Source organism: Pseudomonas sp. W2I6, from assembly GCF_030815935.1.
Classification (GTDB): Bacteria; Pseudomonadota; Gammaproteobacteria; order Pseudomonadales; family Pseudomonadaceae; genus Aquipseudomonas.
The window spans coordinates 103,951-119,317 of record NZ_JAUSXJ010000001.1 but is presented as its reverse complement, the minus strand read 5'-3'; the positions used below and the strand labels follow the sequence as shown (position 1 = coordinate 119,317).

12 protein-coding genes and 1 pseudogene are annotated in these 15,367 nt (G+C 61.5%); 7 read left to right on the top strand and 6 right to left on the bottom strand.

The window, feature by feature from the left end:
* Positions 1-57: 57 nt before the first annotated feature.
* Positions 58-1,260, top strand: a complete 1,203-nt coding sequence (locus tag QF039_RS00580) for a glycosyltransferase family 1 protein (RefSeq protein WP_008432296.1) — start codon at positions 58-60, stop codon at positions 1,258-1,260.
* On the opposite strand, the gene QF039_RS00575 is transcribed toward QF039_RS00580, so the two are convergent.
* From QF039_RS00575 to QF039_RS00565, 3 genes are all read right to left on the bottom strand, one after another.
* The gene (locus QF039_RS00575) at positions 1,229-2,332 is read right to left on the bottom strand and encodes an NADH:flavin oxidoreductase (RefSeq protein ID WP_178966472.1); all 1,104 of its coding nucleotides are present in this window, start codon (positions 2,330-2,332) and stop codon (positions 1,229-1,231) included. The genes QF039_RS00580 and QF039_RS00575 overlap by 32 nt on opposite strands.
* A gap of 231 nt (positions 2,333-2,563) precedes the next feature.
* The gene (locus QF039_RS00570) at positions 2,564-3,046 is read right to left on the bottom strand and encodes a glutathione peroxidase (RefSeq protein ID WP_003208462.1); all 483 of its coding nucleotides are present in this window, start codon (positions 3,044-3,046) and stop codon (positions 2,564-2,566) included.
* A 135-nt stretch (positions 3,047-3,181) separates the two neighbouring features.
* Positions 3,182-3,667, bottom strand: a complete 486-nt coding sequence (locus QF039_RS00565) for a peptidylprolyl isomerase (RefSeq protein WP_003208457.1) — start codon at positions 3,665-3,667, stop codon at positions 3,182-3,184.
* Between QF039_RS00565 and QF039_RS00560 the strand changes: the two genes are divergently transcribed.
* The 3 genes from QF039_RS00560 to QF039_RS00550 are packed head-to-tail and all read left to right on the top strand — an operon-like array spanning position 3,636 to position 7,034.
* On the top strand, positions 3,636-3,974 hold the full coding sequence (locus QF039_RS00560; RefSeq protein WP_003208456.1) for a DUF3565 domain-containing protein: 339 nt from the start codon (positions 3,636-3,638) through the stop codon (positions 3,972-3,974). The two genes, QF039_RS00565 and QF039_RS00560, sit on opposite strands and share 32 nt — an antisense overlap.
* Positions 3,975-4,034: 60 nt before the next feature.
* Positions 4,035-6,134, top strand: a complete 2,100-nt coding sequence (gene pta, locus QF039_RS00555; RefSeq protein ID WP_003208454.1) for a phosphate acetyltransferase — start codon at positions 4,035-4,037, stop codon at positions 6,132-6,134.
* Entirely contained in the window at positions 6,135-7,034 is a 900-nt protein-coding gene (locus QF039_RS00550) for an acyltransferase (RefSeq protein WP_307516542.1), read from the top strand.
* Between the two features lie 168 nt (positions 7,035-7,202).
* On the opposite strand, the gene cysN is transcribed toward QF039_RS00550, so the two are convergent.
* From cysN to QF039_RS00535, 3 genes are all read right to left on the bottom strand, one after another.
* On the bottom strand, positions 7,203-9,101 hold the full coding sequence (cysN, locus tag QF039_RS00545; protein ID WP_003208449.1) for a sulfate adenylyltransferase subunit CysN: 1,899 nt from the start codon (positions 9,099-9,101) through the stop codon (positions 7,203-7,205).
* A 9-nt stretch (positions 9,102-9,110) separates the two neighbouring features.
* The gene (cysD, locus tag QF039_RS00540) at positions 9,111-10,028 is read right to left on the bottom strand and encodes a sulfate adenylyltransferase subunit CysD (protein ID WP_003208447.1); all 918 of its coding nucleotides are present in this window, start codon (positions 10,026-10,028) and stop codon (positions 9,111-9,113) included.
* A 256-nt stretch (positions 10,029-10,284) separates the two neighbouring features.
* On the bottom strand, positions 10,285-11,043 hold the full coding sequence (locus QF039_RS00535; RefSeq protein ID WP_003208444.1) for a Nif3-like dinuclear metal center hexameric protein: 759 nt from the start codon (positions 11,041-11,043) through the stop codon (positions 10,285-10,287).
* Positions 11,044-11,146: 103 nt separating this feature from the next.
* On the opposite strand from QF039_RS00535, the pseudogene algW reads away from it, so the two are divergent.
* The 3 genes and pseudogenes from algW to QF039_RS00520 all read left to right on the top strand — a co-directional run bounded on the left by algW (position 11,147) and on the right by QF039_RS00520 (position 15,254).
* Positions 11,147-12,302: pseudogene (gene algW / locus QF039_RS00530) on the top strand (Do family serine endopeptidase AlgW).
* 108 nt (positions 12,303-12,410) lie between these two features.
* Positions 12,411-14,522, top strand: a complete 2,112-nt coding sequence (locus QF039_RS00525; RefSeq protein WP_307516541.1) for a TonB-dependent siderophore receptor — start codon at positions 12,411-12,413, stop codon at positions 14,520-14,522.
* 12 nt (positions 14,523-14,534) lie between these two features.
* On the top strand, positions 14,535-15,254 hold the full coding sequence (locus QF039_RS00520; RefSeq protein ID WP_307516539.1) for a DUF4198 domain-containing protein: 720 nt from the start codon (positions 14,535-14,537) through the stop codon (positions 15,252-15,254).
* The last annotated feature ends 113 nt before the right edge of the window (positions 15,255-15,367 follow it).

Sequence of the window (15,367 nt, the reverse complement as noted above, 5' to 3'; positions counted from 1 at the left end):
CAAATCCATCATCCAAAAGACACAATGACGACATGGCCCACGCCGACACTGTGGGTCATGACGACAGCTTCGCTCCACATCACCCTGATCACCGAAACCTTCCCGCCAGAGATCAACGGGGTGGCCAATACCCTTGGCCGCCTGTGTGACGGTTTGCGCGCGCGCGGGCATCAAGTCGAACTGGTTCGCCCGCGCCAGGGCAGCGACCAGAGCCGGCCCAGCGACGACGGCCTGATGCTCTGTCGCGGCTGGCCGCTGCCGGGCTACCCGGGGCTGCAATGGGGCCAGTCGTCGATGCACAAGCTGTTGCGGCGCTGGACCCGCCAGCGCCCGGATGTGTTGTATATCGCCACGGAAGGGCCGCTGGGCTTGTCGGCGTTGCGGGCGGCGCGGCGCCTGGGGATCAGCGTGGTGAGTGGCTTCCACACCAACTTCCAGCAGTATTCCAACCAGTACGGCCTGGGCATGCTGAGCCGGGTGCTGACCCACTATCTGCGCTGGTTCCATAACCGCTCGACCCTGACCCTGGTGCCCAGCGCCAGCCAGCGGCTGGAGCTGGAGCGGCGCCATTTCGAGCGCCTGGGCATGCTCGCGCGCGGTGTCGACAGCCAGCTGTTTCACCCGGCCAAACGCGACAATGCGTTGCGTGAAAGTTGGGCACTGACCAGTGAGCAAACTGCCGTGCTGCATGTCGGCCGCCTGGCCCAGGAAAAAAACCTCGGGTTACTCAAGCGCTGTTTCGAGACGCTGCAGGACACGTATCCACTGCGCCAGATGAAACTGATCATCGTCGGCGATGGCCCGCAACGGGCGATGCTGGAAAAGGAACTGCCGGAGGCGATTTTCTGCGGCACCTTGCGCGGTGAGGAACTGGCCCGGCATTACGCGTCCGGGGATGTGTTCCTGTTTCCCAGCCTGACCGAAACCTTCGGCAACGTGGTGCTGGAGGCCATGGCTTCAGGGTTGGGCGTGGTGGCATACGACCAGGCGGCCGCAACCCAGCACATTCGCCATGGCTACAGCGGCGTGCTGGCGATGCCGGGGGATGAAGAAGCGTTTTGCGATGCGGCCAATTGGCTGTTGGAAGAGCGCGAGAGCTTGCGCCGGGTGCGGCTCAATGCCCGGCAACACGCCAGCCGTCAGGGTTGGCCGGCGATTATCGAGCAGTTTGAGCGCCAATTACGCGGGGTGTGCGAGGACGAGCAACCGGTGCCCGCCCTGTCGCCCCTTACACCAACGTCGTCAACGCCTCACGACTGAACGGCAGGATGTCGCCTTCACGGCCTTCGCGAACCTTCAGTGCCCAATCCGGATCCACCAGCAGCGCACGGCCCACAGCGACCAGGTCGAACTCGTCGTTGTTCAGGCGCTCCAGCAGTTTTTCCAGGCTGGCGGGTTGCGCCACTTTGTCGGTGTTGACCATGAACTGCAGGAACTCGCCATCCAGGCCGACGCTGCCCACGGTGATGGTCGGCTTGCCGGTGAGCTTGCGGGTCCAGCCGGCCAGGTTCAGCTCGGAGCCTTCGAATTCCGGCTCCCAGAAACGGCGGGTGGAGCAGTGGAAAATATCCACGCCCGCGTCAGACAGCGGCTTGAGGAATTCACCCAAGGCTTCCGGGGTTTGCACCAGGCGCGCGGTGTAGTCCTGCTGCTTCCACTGGGAGAAACGCAAAATGATCGGGAAGTCCGGGCCCACGGCGGCGCGGACGGCCTGGATCAATTCGATGGCGAAACGCGAACGGTTGGCCAGGCTGCCGCCGTATTCGTCGGTGCGCTGGTTGGTGCCTTCCCAGAAGAACTGGTCCACCAGGTAGCCATGGGCGCCGTGGATTTCAACGCCGTCCATGCCGATGCTCCGGGCATCCTTGGCAGCCTGGGCGAACGCGGCGATCACGTCCTTGATGTCTTGCACGGTCATGCCGTGGACGACGACGTTGCCGTCCTTGAGTTTTTCGGTGGGGCCGTAAGCCGGGACGCTGGCATCCGGCTCGGTGCCGATGCGCCGTACGCTGCCCACATGCCACAGTTGCGGAACGATCTTGCCGCCTTCGGCATGTACCGCGTCGACTACTTTCTTCCAGCCGGCCAGGGCGGCTTCACCATAGAAATGCGGGACGTTCGGGTAGCCGTTGGAAGCCGGGTGGCCGACCACGGTGCCTTCGGTAATGATCAGGCCGACACCGGCGGCGGCGCGGCGGCGGTAGTACTCGATCACTTTGGAGTTGGGCACGCCACCCGGAGAAAAGGAACGGGTCATCGGCGCCATGACCACGCGGCTCGGCAGTTGCAGTGCACCGAGCTGGAACGGTTTGAACAAAGCTTGGACAGGCATGGGAGCACTCCATCGGAAAGGAATTTATGATGTGGATAATATGGAGTGTGCAGCGTGTTGGATAGCACTATTGATTGGGGTGATTAAGGGGTAAAAGCGGGAGGGCATGGGGCTGCTTCGCAGCCCAGCGGGAGCAAGCTCCCTCGCCACAGGAAGCTCCCTTGCCATAGGAAACTCCCTGCCACAGGAAGCTCCCTTGCCACAGAAACTCACTCGACAATGCTGAAAGTATCAGCTCAATGCTTTTTCGATCGCCTGAATAATGGAGGGGTCATCCGGCGGTGTACGCGGCGAGAAACGCGCCAGCACCCGGCCGTCCTTGCCCAACAGGAACTTCTCGAAGTTCCAGGTGATGTCCCCGGGAAATTCGGCGCCCTCGCCCGCCAGCAATCGATACAGCTGGTGGCGATCGTGGCCATTCACCTCAAGCTTGCTGCCCAGGGGAAAGGTCACGCCGTAGTTGAGGCTGCAGAATTCCTGGATTTCTTCTTCAGTACCCGGTTCCTGCCCGGCAAATTGGTTGCACGGCAGCCCGAGTACGGTGAAACCCTGGTCTTTGTATTGCTGATAGAGGTTTTCCAGCGCGGCGTACTGTGGGGTCAACCCACATTTGGAGGCGACGTTGACCACCAGCACGACTTGCCCCTTGAAGGGCGCCAGAGGCAGCTCCTGACCATCCAGGGCTTTGAGTTTAAGGTCGTGGAAAGCACTCATGACGAACTCCAGATATCCCATGTTCTTCGTAACGGCCATTCGAGATTACAGCCGCCAAGTCGGCAAGAATAGCCGCCAAATGAAAAAGGCGCCCGAAGGCGCCTTTTTCCAACTGACAGAGCGTCGCTCAGTCAATTAATGGTGGTGACCACCTTCGCCGTGCACGTGGCCGTGGGCCACTTCTTCCTGGGAAGCGTCACGGATAGCGACGATCTTCACCTGGAAGTTCAGGCGCTGGCCAGCCAGCGGGTGGTTGCCGTCGACGGTCACGTCGTCGCCGTCCAGGTCACGGATGGTGACGATTTGCATCTGGCCGTCCGGAGCGGAAGCGTGGAACTGCATGCCCACTTCCAGCTCGTCGACACCTTCGAACATGCTGCGGCTCAGGGTGCTGACCAGTTCGGCAGCGTATTCGCCGTAGGCATCTTCAGGTTCTACGGCAACGGTCAGTTCGTCACCGACCTCTTTGCCTTCCAGGGCCTTTTCCAGGCCCGGGATGATGTTACCTGCACCTTGCAGGTAGACCAGCGGCGCGCCGCCGGCAGAACTGTCGATGACCTCACCAGCGTCGTTGGTCAGGGTATAGTCAATGGAGACAGCCTTATTGGCGGCGATCGGCATGGGGCGAGACCTTTTGCAGAAGAATGAAGAACGGACAAGTCTAAACAAGGATTTGCCCGAAAGCGAACACAACCCGGACGGACGGGGTCGAACAACTGACCCGACGGTCGTCGGATTTCACCAGGACGAAGACCGGCACTGGGTCGTCGAGCTTTCCTGCGGCCACACCCAGCACCTGCGCCACCAGCCACCCTGGCAATCCCGGGCCTGGGTCACGGACCCGGCGCAACGCCTTGAAAAAATAGACAAGCCCTTTACGTGCGGCTGGTGTGCGCAAGGCTCAGATAAAGATAACCTTGGCACCTGATTCCCGGTAGGCAGCCAGCCATAGGCCGCCACCGAAGCCATGCACCTCCAGAGAATTCGCATGCAGACTTTTTTTATCGCGCCCACCGATTTTGGTGTGGGTCTGACCTCCATCAGCCTTGGGCTGGTGCGCACCCTTGAACGGGCCGGGCTGAAAGTCGGCTTCTTCAAACCGATTGCCCAGCCGCACCCCGGCGACACCGGCCCCGAGCGCTCCACCGAGCTGGTGGCCCGCACCCACGGCCTGAAACCGCCCCAGCCTCTGGGCCTGGCCCATGTCGAACGGATGCTCGGCGACGGCCAGCTCGACGAGCTGCTGGAAGAAATCATCACCCTTTACCAGCAAGCCGCCGTGGGCAAGGACGTGCTGATCGTCGAAGGCATGGTGCCGACCCGCAGTGCCAGCTATGCGGCCCGGGTCAACCTGCACCTGGCCAAGAGCCTGGACGCCGAGGTGATCCTGGTCTCGGCCCCGGAAAACGAAGTGCTGACCGAACTCTCCGGCCGCGTGGAATTGCAGGCCCAGCTGTTCGGCGGCCCGAAAGACCCAAAAGTGCTGGGTGTGATCCTCAACAAGGTGCGCACCGACGAAAGCATGGAAGCCTTCTCGGCGCGGCTCAAAGAGCATTCGCCTTTGTTGCGCAGCGGCGATTTCCGCCTGTTGGGCTGCATCCCCTACCAACCGGAACTCAACGCCCCACGCACCCGCGACGTGGCCGACCTGATGGGCGCGCAGATCCTCAATGCCGGTGATTACGAAACCCGGCGCATGACCAAGATCATCATCTGCGCCCGTACCATGCGCAACACCGTGGAGCTGCTCAAGCCCGGCGTATTGGTGGTGACACCCGGCGACCGCGACGACATCATCCTCGCCGTCAGCCTGGCCGCCATCAACGGCGTGCCGTTGGCCGGCCTGTTGCTGACCAGCGACACCCTGCCCGACCCACGGATCATGGACCTGTGCCGTGGCGCGTTCCAGGCCGGGCTGCCGGTGTTGTCGGTGAGCACCGGCTCGTATGACACCGCCAACCAGCTCAACAGCCTGAACAAGGAAATCCCGATTGATGACCGCGAACGTGCGGAGATCATCACCGATTTCGTCGCCAGCCACCTCGACGCCCGCTGGCTGCACCAACGCTGCGGCACGCCGCGGGAGATGCGCCTGTCACCGGCGGTGTTCCGTTATCAACTGATCCAGCGCGCCCAGGCGGCCAACAAGCGCATCGTGTTGCCCGAAGGCAGCGAGCCGCTGACCGTGCAGGCCGCCGCCATCTGCCAGGCACGCGGGATCGCCCGTTGCGTACTGCTGGCCAAGCCGGCCGACGTGGAAGCCGTAGCCCGCGCCCATGGCATCGAGCTGCCCGAAGGCCTGGAGATTCTCGACCCCGACCTGATTCGCCAGCGCTACGTCGAACCGATGGTGGCCCTGCGCAAAACCAAAAGCCTCAACGCGCCGATGGCCGAGCAGCAACTGGAAGACACCGTGGTGATCGCCACCATGATGCTCGCTCTGGATGAAGTGGACGGCCTGGTCTCCGGCGTCATCCACTCCACTGCCAATACCATTCGCCCGGCCTTGCAACTGATCAAGACCGCGCCGGGCTGCACCCTGGTCTCGTCGGTGTTTTTCATGCTGTTCCCCGAGCAAGTGCTGGTATACGGCGACTGCGTGATGAACCCGCACCCCAGCGCGGCGGAGCTGGCGGAAATCGCCCTGCAAAGCGCCGACTCGGCCGCCGCGTTCGGCATCACGCCACGGGTGGCGATGATCAGTTACTCCAGCGGTGATTCGGCCACGGGCGAGGAGGTCGAGAAGGTCCGCGAAGCCACCCTGCTGGCCCACGAAGCCCAAAGCTCGCTGCTGATCGACGGCCCGTTGCAGTACGACGCCGCCGCCAACGAAAGCGTGGCCCGGCAACTGGCGCCCAACAGCCTGGTGGCGGGCAAGGCCACGGTGTTCGTGTTCCCGGATCTCAACACCGGCAACACCACCCACAAGGCCGTGCAGCGCAGTGCCGATTGCGTCAGCCTGGGCCCAATGCTGCAAGGCCTGCGCAAACCGGTGAACGACCTGCCCCGCGGGGCGCAGGTGGACGACATCGTGTACACCATCGCATTGACCGCGATTCAAGCCGCCAACCGACCTATGGATGTCTAAATGCTGGATTTTCTACCTGCCGCCGTGCGCGGGGTGATCGCCTCGCTGTTGCTGGCGTTGAATACGATTTTGCTGTGCTCGTTCCTGTTTATCGTGGCGCTGTTCAAGGCGCTGCCGTTTGCCAAACGCTTCAGTGAATGGCTGATGAACCAGACCCACGAGGCCTGGATCAGCAACAACAAGGCCTGGATGAACCTGGTGTGTCGCACCCGCTGGCACCTGAAAGGCCTGGAAGGCCTGGACTATGAACACTCATATCTGGTGACCAGTAACCACCAGAGCTGGGTCGATATCATGGTGCTGCAATACGTGCTCAACCGGCGCATTCGCCCGCTGAAGTTCTTCCTCAAGCAGGAGCTGATCTGGGTCCCGGTGATTGGTTTGGCGTGGTGGACACTGGGCTTCCCGTTCATGAAGCGCTACACCAAGGCGTACCTGGAAAAGCACCCGGAAAAGAAAGGCAAGGACCTGGAAACTACCCGCAAGACCTGCGCGAAGTTTCGCCACAACCCGGTGGGAATCTTCAACTTTGCCGAAGGCACGCGGTTTACCCCGGGCAAGCATGCACAGCAACAGTCACCGTTTCGCTACCTGCTCAAGCCCAAGGCCGGCGGCATTGCCTTTGTGCTGGATGCCATGGGTGAACAGCTGAAGTCGCTGGTGAACGTGACCATTCACTATCCTGGTGGGCGCCCCGGTTATTGGGATTTGCTGTGCGGGAATGTGAAGGACGTTGTCGTGCAGTTTGAAGAGGTGCAGATTCCGGCCGAGTTTATCGGCAAGAATTATGAGCAGGACGGGGAATATCGGTTGGCGTTCCAGGGCTGGATCAACCGGTTGTGGGAAGAGAAGGATGTGCTGCTCGCAAAATTGAACACAGATTATCCCGCCAGTCGCTGATCAAAATGTGGGAGCGGGCTTGCTCGCGAATGCGGTGTGCCAGCCTATACATGTGGCGGCTGACACTCTGCTTTCGCGAGCAAGCCCGCTCCCACATTTGACCGAGTTGTTTCCAAGGCCCCATAAAAAAGCCCGCCAACATGGCGGGCTTTTTTGCGCGCGTGAAGCTTAGATCGCGCCGCGCTGGCGCAGCAGGTCCAGCACTTGCTTGACGCTGTCTTCCAGCGACAACGCCTGGGTGTCGATCACCAGGTCCGCATTCAACGGTACGTCATACGGGAACGACTCACCCGGGATGTTATCGCCGCCCGCCGCGTACAAACCTTGCGGATCACGCTCGGCACACACCAAAGGCGAAGCCTGCACGTACACGGTCAGCAAACGATCACCGCCGATCAGCGCCTTGGCCTGTTCACGCCCTTCAGCATCCGGGGCAACAAACGCCGCCAACGTCAGCAAGCCGGCTTCGTTGAATTGACGCGCCACGTGCGCGGCACGACGCCAGTTCTCGGTACGCCCGGCACGGTCCTGCGGCAAGCCCTTGTTCAGGTCGTGGCGCAGGTTCTGGCCGTCCAGCACAAACACCGCACGGCCCATGTCGAACAGCTTGCGTTCAACCGCGTAGGCCAGGGTGCTTTTGCCGGCGCCCGACAAGCCGCTGAACAACACGGTCGCCGGTTGCTGGCCGAAGCGCTGGGCGCGCTCTTCGGTGGCCACGTGAGCCAGTTTGCCGTGCTGCGCCGCGCTGCCATGGGTCACCGGCGGCGCGATGATCATGCCCGCAGCCACGGTGCCGTTGGTCAAACGGTCGATGACGATGAACGAACCGGTGGTGCGGTTGCTCGCGTAACCGTCCAGGGCGATGACCGTGTCGAGGCTGACCTTGACCCGGCCGATCTCGTTCAACTGCAAGGCGCTCGCCGGGCCTTCTTCCAGGGTGTTCACATCCACGCGATGCACAATGCTGGTGATGGAACCCGGCACGTAGCTGGTGGCGCGCTTGATGTCGTATTTCTTGCCCGGCAGCATCGGTTCTTCAGCCATCCACACCAGCATGGCGTCGAAAGCGTCGGTCACTTGCGGCACGTTGTCGGCATGCACCAGCAGGTCGCCACGGGAGATGTCGATTTCGTCTTCCATGGTCAGGGTCACGGCCTGGCCGGGACCTGCGTTTTCCAGTTCACCTTCAAAGGTGACGATGGATTTGACGCGGCTGCTCTTGCCCGACGGCAGCACCACGACTTCGTCGCCCTTGTGCACGATGCCGCTGGCCAGGGTGCCGGCAAAACCACGGAAGTTCAGGTTCGGACGGTTGACGTACTGCACCGGGAAACGCAGGTCGGTGTAGTTGCGGTCATTGGCGATCTCGACGGTCTCGAGGATCTCCATCAGCGACTGCCCGGTGTACCAGGGCGAACGCTCGCTCTTGTTCACCACGTTGTCGCCCTTGAGCGCCGACATCGGCACGAAGGCCAGGGTGCTCGGCTTGAACGCGATACCGTCGGCAAACTTCAGGTAATCAGCCTTGATCGACTCGAATACGCTTTGGTCAAAGCCATTGATGTCCATCTTGTTGACGGCCACCACGATGTGCTTGATGCCCAGCAACGAGGCGATGAAGCTGTGGCGACGGGTCTGGGTCTGCACGCCGTAGCGGGCGTCGATCAGGATGATCGCCAGGTCACAGGTGGAGGCACCGGTGGCCATGTTGCGGGTGTACTGCTCATGGCCGGGGGTGTCGGCGATGATGAATTTGCGCTTGGCGGTGGAGAAGTAGCGGTAGGCAACATCGATGGTGATGCCCTGCTCACGCTCGGCCTGCAGGCCGTCGACCAGCAACGCCAGGTCGATGTCGTCACCGGTGGTGCCGGATTTTTTCGAATCGCGGGTGATGGCTTCCAGGTGATCCTCGTAGATCATCTTGGAGTCGTGCAGCAGGCGCCCGATCAGGGTGCTCTTGCCGTCGTCGACGTTGCCACAGGTCAGGAAGCGCAACATTTCCTTGCGCTCGTGCTGGCCCAGGTAGGCGAGGATGTCCTCGCTGATCAAATCAGATTGATGCGACATGACAGCCCCTTAGAAATAGCCTTGACGTTTTTTATCTTCCATCGAGCCTGCACCATCGTGGTCGATGACACGGCCCTGGCGCTCGGAAGTTCGCGTCAGGAGCATTTCCTGAATGATGTCCGTCAGCGTCTCGGCTTCGGACTCCACCGCGCCCGTCAACGGGTAGCAGCCAAGGGTACGGAAACGTACTTTCTTTTTGACGATTCGGGCTTTGTCTTCGTCGGACAGGTGCTCGAGGATGCGGTCGTCGTCGATCATGATCAACGTGCCGTTCTTCTCGATCACTTCGCGTTCGGCGGCGAAGTACAGCGGGACGATCGGGATGCCTTCCAGGTAGATGTACTGCCAGATATCCAGCTCGGTCCAGTTGGACAGCGGGAACACACGGATCGACTCGCCTTTGTTGACGTTGCCGTTGTAGACGTTCCACAGCTCCGGGCGCTGGTTTTTCGGGTCCCAGCGGTGCTTGCTGTCGCGGAACGAGTACACGCGCTCTTTGGCACGGGATTTCTCTTCATCGCGACGGGCACCGCCGAATGCAGCATCGAAACCATACTTGTCGAGCGCCTGTTTCAGGCCCTCGGTCTTCATGATGTCGGTGTGCTTGGCGCTGCCGTGGGTGAACGGGTTGATGCCCTGCGCCACCCCGTCCGGGTTGACGTGAGTGATCAACTCAAGACCAAGCTCTTCGACCATCTTGTCGCGGAACTTGTACATTTCCTGGAATTTCCAGCGGGTGTCGACGTGCATCACCGGAAACGGCAGCTTGCCCGGAAAAAAGGCCTTGCGTGCCAGGTGCAGCATCACGGCGGAGTCTTTACCGATCGAGTAGAGCATCACCGGGTTATCGAACTCGGCGGCGACCTCGCGGATGATGTGGATGCTTTCCGCCTCCAGCTGTTTCAGATGCGTCAGTTTGTCGACCATGGTTACTCACGGAAAAACGATCTTATGGACGGCCAGCGGGCCGTGTTCGAGCGGGGCATGCTAGCACAGCGCCTGATTCTATTGAGGGGGCTGGCTAGATCGAAACGGTATATCAATATACCGCTGGGTTTGGCCCGACTCGATCAAATGTGGGAGCGGGCTTGCTCGCGAATGCGGTGTGTCAGTCAATGCATATGGCGACTGATGCACCGCATTCGCGAGCAAGCCCGCTCCCACATGTGTCCGGTGGTGTTCGTTAGATCGGGTTTGGGCAATCGATGAAGAGGTGTTCGAGGGCGAAGCGTCGCGCCAGGTAATCACCCAACGCCTGTACACCATACCGCTCGGTGGCGTGGTGCCCGGCCGCGATAAAGCTGATGTCGTTTTCCCGGGCGCTGTGGAAGGTCTGCTCCGAGGCTTCGCCGCTCAGGTACAGGTCAACCCCGGCGAGCACCGCCTGGTCGATATAGCCCTGGCCACCACCGGTGCACCAGCCCACGCGGCGGATCATCTCGCTGCCTTCGATCAGCAGCGGCTCGCGGCCCATGGCTTCCTGCACGCGGCGGGCAAAATCACGGGGCGACGCCGGCTCGGCCAGGGAGCCCACCAGGCCGACGACCTTGAGGTTGTCCGGGTCCAGCGGGCCTTCGACGGTGATGTCCAGTTGCCGGGCCAGTTGCACGTTGTTGCCGACCTCAGGGTGCAGGTCCAGCGGCAAGTGATAGGCCAGCAGGCTGATGTCGTGCTTGAGCAGGGTTTTCAGGCGGCGCTGCTTCATGCCGGTGATGCACGGGCTTTCGCCTTTCCAGAAATAACCGTGGTGCACCAGCACCAGGTCGGCCTGGGCTTCGACCGCCGCGTCCAGCAATGCCTGGCTGGCGGTCACGCCGCTGACGATGCGCAGCACTTGCGGGCGGCCCTCGACCTGCAGGCCGTTGGGGCAGTAATCGGCGATTTTGGCACTATTAAGGTAGCGGTCCGCTTCCTCGACTAAGGTGCTCAGGGCAACGGCCATAAAAGACTCCTAAATATCCCGTTCAGAGGCGCTCACGGCCTCGTATAATGCGCGACATTATGGGCGCTCTCCCGCCCCCTGCAACCTGTCAGGATTTTTCTTCATGCTCAAGGCACTGCGTTTTTTTGGATGGCCATTGTTGGCTGGCGTGCTGATCGCGATGCTGATTATTCAGCGTTATCCACAACTGGTCGGCCTGCCGACCCTTGATGTCAACCTGCAACAGGCACCGCAAACCAGCGCGGTGGTACAAGGCCCGGTGACTTACGCCGATGCAGTGGTGATCGCCGCCCCCGCCGTGGTCAACCTGTACACCACCAAGGTCATCAATAAACCGGCGCACCCGCTGTTTGAAGACCCACAGTTTCGTCGCTATTTCGGCGACAACTCGCCCAAGCAGCGGCGCATGGAATCCAGCCTCGGCTCCGGCGTGATCATGAGCCCGGAAGGCTACATCCTCACCAACAACCACGTGACCACCGGCGCCGACCAGATTGTGGTGGCCCTGCGTGATGGCCGGGAAACCCTGGCCCGCGTGGTTGGCAGCGACCCGGAAACCGACCTCGCGGTGCTGAAAATCGATTTGAAAGGCCTGCCCTCGATCACCATCGGGCGCTCCGAAGGGCTGCGCGTAGGTGACGTGGCGCTGGCCATCGGCAACCCGTTCGGCGTCGGCCAGACTGTGACCATGGGCATCATCAGCGCCACCGGGCGTAACCAGTTGGGCCTCAACAGCTATGAAGACTTCATCCAGACCGACGCGGCGATCAACCCCGGGCAACTCCGGCGGCGCGCTGGTGGATGCCAACGGCAACCTGACCGGCATCAACACCGCGATCTTCTCCAAGTCCGGCGGCTCCCAGGGCATCGGTTTCGCGATTCCGGTGAAGCTGGCCACTGAAGTGATGAAGTCGATCATCGAGCATGGCCAGGTGATTCGTGGCTGGCTGGGGATTGAAGTCCAGCCGCTGACCAAGGAACTGGCCGAGTCGTTTGGCCTGACCGGGCGCCCTGGCATCGTGGTCGCCGGGATCTTCCGCGACGGCCCGGCGCAGAAAGCCGGCCTGCAACTGGGGGATGTGATCCTCAGCATCGACGGCGAGCCGGCCGGGGATGGTCGCAAGTCGATGAACCAGGTGGCGCGGATCAAACCCACCGACAAGGTGGCGATCCAGGTGATGCGCAATGGCAAGGAAATCAAGCTGTCGGCGGAAATCGGCCTGCGTCCGCCGCCTGCACCGGTGAAAGAAGAGGAATAACGGCTTCGGGAGCCCGTTCGCGGGCTCCTGTTACCTAATATTTCAAAAGAAATTCATTCTCATTAGTCATGTTATATTGTTTCAATATCGCTATTGGAACGCTCTATCATGCCGTCTCGAAGATTTGCCCCGCTGGCGGGAATCGCCCTGGGTTTGCTGGTGGACCCGGCCTACGCCGAAGACACCGCCCCCGTTGAACTGGAAGCCACCCGCATCACCAGCGAGGCGTACGAATCAGCCACCGGCCCGGTCAAGGGCTATCGCGCCACCCGCTCCGCCAGCGCCACAAAAACCGACACCGCCTTGCGGGATATCCCACAATCCATCAGCGTGGTTCCCGCTTCGGTACTCAACGACCTGGGCAGCACCAACGTCGAGCGTGCCCTTGAGTTTGCCGGCGGCGTGTCCAAACAGAACAACTTCGGCGGCCTGACGCTCTACGAATACAGCGTTCGCGGCTTCACCACGTCAGAGTTTTACGTGGACGGTTTCAGCGCCAACCGCGGTTACCCGAGCACGCCGGACGCGGCCAACATCGAGCGCATCGAGGTGCTCAAAGGCCCCGCCGCCAGCCTGTATGGCCGTGGTGACCCAGGCGGTACGGTGAATATCGTCAGCAAAAAGCCGCAGCACGAGGCCTTCACCACACTGCAGACCAGCGCCGGCAGTTGGGACCGCTACCGCACCGCGCTGGACGTGAACACGCCGCTGGACAGCGAGGGCAACGTGTTATCGCGGGTCAACCTGGCGGTGGAAGACAACCACAGCTTCCGCAACCACGTGGAGGCCAAACGGGTCTTCGTCGCGCCCTCCATCAGTTGGCAACTGGACCCGGACACACACCTGCTGGTGGAAAGTGAATTCGTGCGTCACCGCTCCACTTTCGACCGCGGCATCGTCGCGCCCAACAACCGCTGGAGCGGCGTCTCCCGCTCGACCTTTCTCGGCGAACCCGACGACGGCGATATCCGCAACCACAACAACCGCCTGCAAGCCAGCCTCGAGCATCACCTCAACGATGCCTGGCAACTGCGACTGGCCAGCCATTACAAACAAGGCAGCCTATGGGGCAACGCCTCGGAAAACCGCGCGCTGGATGCCGATGGCCACACCCTCAGCCGCCGCTACCGCGAGCGCTCCACCGGTTGGCATGACAGCATCACCCAGCTCGAACTGCGCGGTCGGTTCGACATCGGCAGTTGGCAGCACGAATTGCTGATCGGCACCGAGTACGAGGACTACCGCAAGAAAGAACGGGTGACCGCCATCGCCGGCGGCGATTACGCCATCGACATCTATGACCCGGTCTATGGGCAGCCCAAACCGAACGGCAAGCGCTCCGGCACTGACTTTTTCGAACAGGTGAAAAGCCAGGCGCTGAACCTGCAGGACCAGATCATCTTCACCGACCGCCTGCGCGGGATGATCGGCGCGCGGTTCGAACACTTCGAGCAGCGCACCGACGACTTCAGCCGCAACCATGCCAAAAGCCGGCAGACCCACGACGCCCTGACCCAACGCGCCGGCTTGCTCTACCAACTGACGCCTGAAGTGGGCCTGTTCGCCAACGCCTCCACCTCGTTCAAACCCAACAATGGCCTGGACGCCGGCGGCAAATCCTTCAAGCCGGAAGAAGGCGTGGGGTATGAAATCGGGATCAAGAGCGAGCTGTTCGACGACCGCCTGAGCACCACCCTCGCCGCCTTCCATATCGAGAAAGAAAATGTCCTGGCCCTGGACCCGGCTACCGACACACTGCGTGCCATGGGCAAGGCCCGCAGCCAGGGGTTTGACCTGCAACTGACCGGCCAGGTGACTGACGCCGTACGGGTGATCGGCGCCTTTGCCTACATCGACGCCGAAGTGACCAAAGGCGACAAAGCCATCCCCACTGGCAGCCGGATTCTCGGCGTAGCCAAACGCAGCGGCAGCTTGCTCGGGGTGTATGAATTCCAGGACGGCCTGCTGCGCGGCTCCGACCTTGGCGCAGCCTTCACCTACGTCGGCGATCGCTCCGGTGAAGCCGGCAAAAGCTTTGAATTACCGGCCTACCACACCGTCGATTTGCTGGCCCATTACAAGGCCAGCGACAACGTCACCGTGGGCCTGAACCTCAACAACCTGTTCGACGAAAAGTACTACGAGCGCTCCTACAGCAACTACTGGGTCAATCCCGGCGAGCCGCGCAACTTCACCGTCAGCCTGACCCTCAACCTGTAAAAGGACGTCTCCATGCAAGCCTTCAAATCCCTGGCCGTGCTCGGCCTGCTGTTTGCCACCCAAGTCTCGGCCCACGGGCTGTGGACCGAACAACGGCGCGGCAATATCGAAGTGATCTACGGCCACGGCGCCGAAGACAACGCGTTCAAGGCGCAGAAAATCAGCGGCGCCTGGGCTTATGACGCGGGCGGCAAAATGATCCCGGTGACCGTGGAACGTCTGCCCGACCATGCGCGCCTGAAGCCGCTCAAATCGCCGGCTGTACTGGCGGTCGCCCTGGATAACGGGATGTGGTCACAGACGCCTGACAAGAAGTGGATCAACGAGGGCCGCAGCAAGGTGCCGGGGGCGATTGAGTCGACCCAGACCTTCAAGTACAGCCTGGCGATCTACCAGCCGGGGGCGAAGGTGCCGCAGCTGGATCAGATCAAGCTACTGATCTTGCCGGAAGTTGATCCGCTGACGGTCGGCCCGGGTAAATCACTGCCGGTACGGGTGCTGCTGGATGGCAAGCCGGCGGCAGGAGTCAAGCTGATCGGAGACTATCGCAACGCACCGAACACCCTGAGCACCGAGACCGATAAAGACGGTCGCGCCCAGGTGCTGGTGAGAAATGAAGGATTGAATGTGATTGCGGCGCAGGTGGAAATCCCGCTCAAAGACAATGCTGATGTCGCGACTCGCGGACTGTTCAGTTCCCTGACTTTCCTGGGCGAGCCGCATCACGAGTAACCCCGCAAAACAATGTAGGAGCCGGGCTTGCCCGCGATGGCGATTTTTCAGTCGAGGCATCTGGTGACTGATCCACCGCTATCGCGGGCAAGCCCGGCTCCCACATTTGCTCT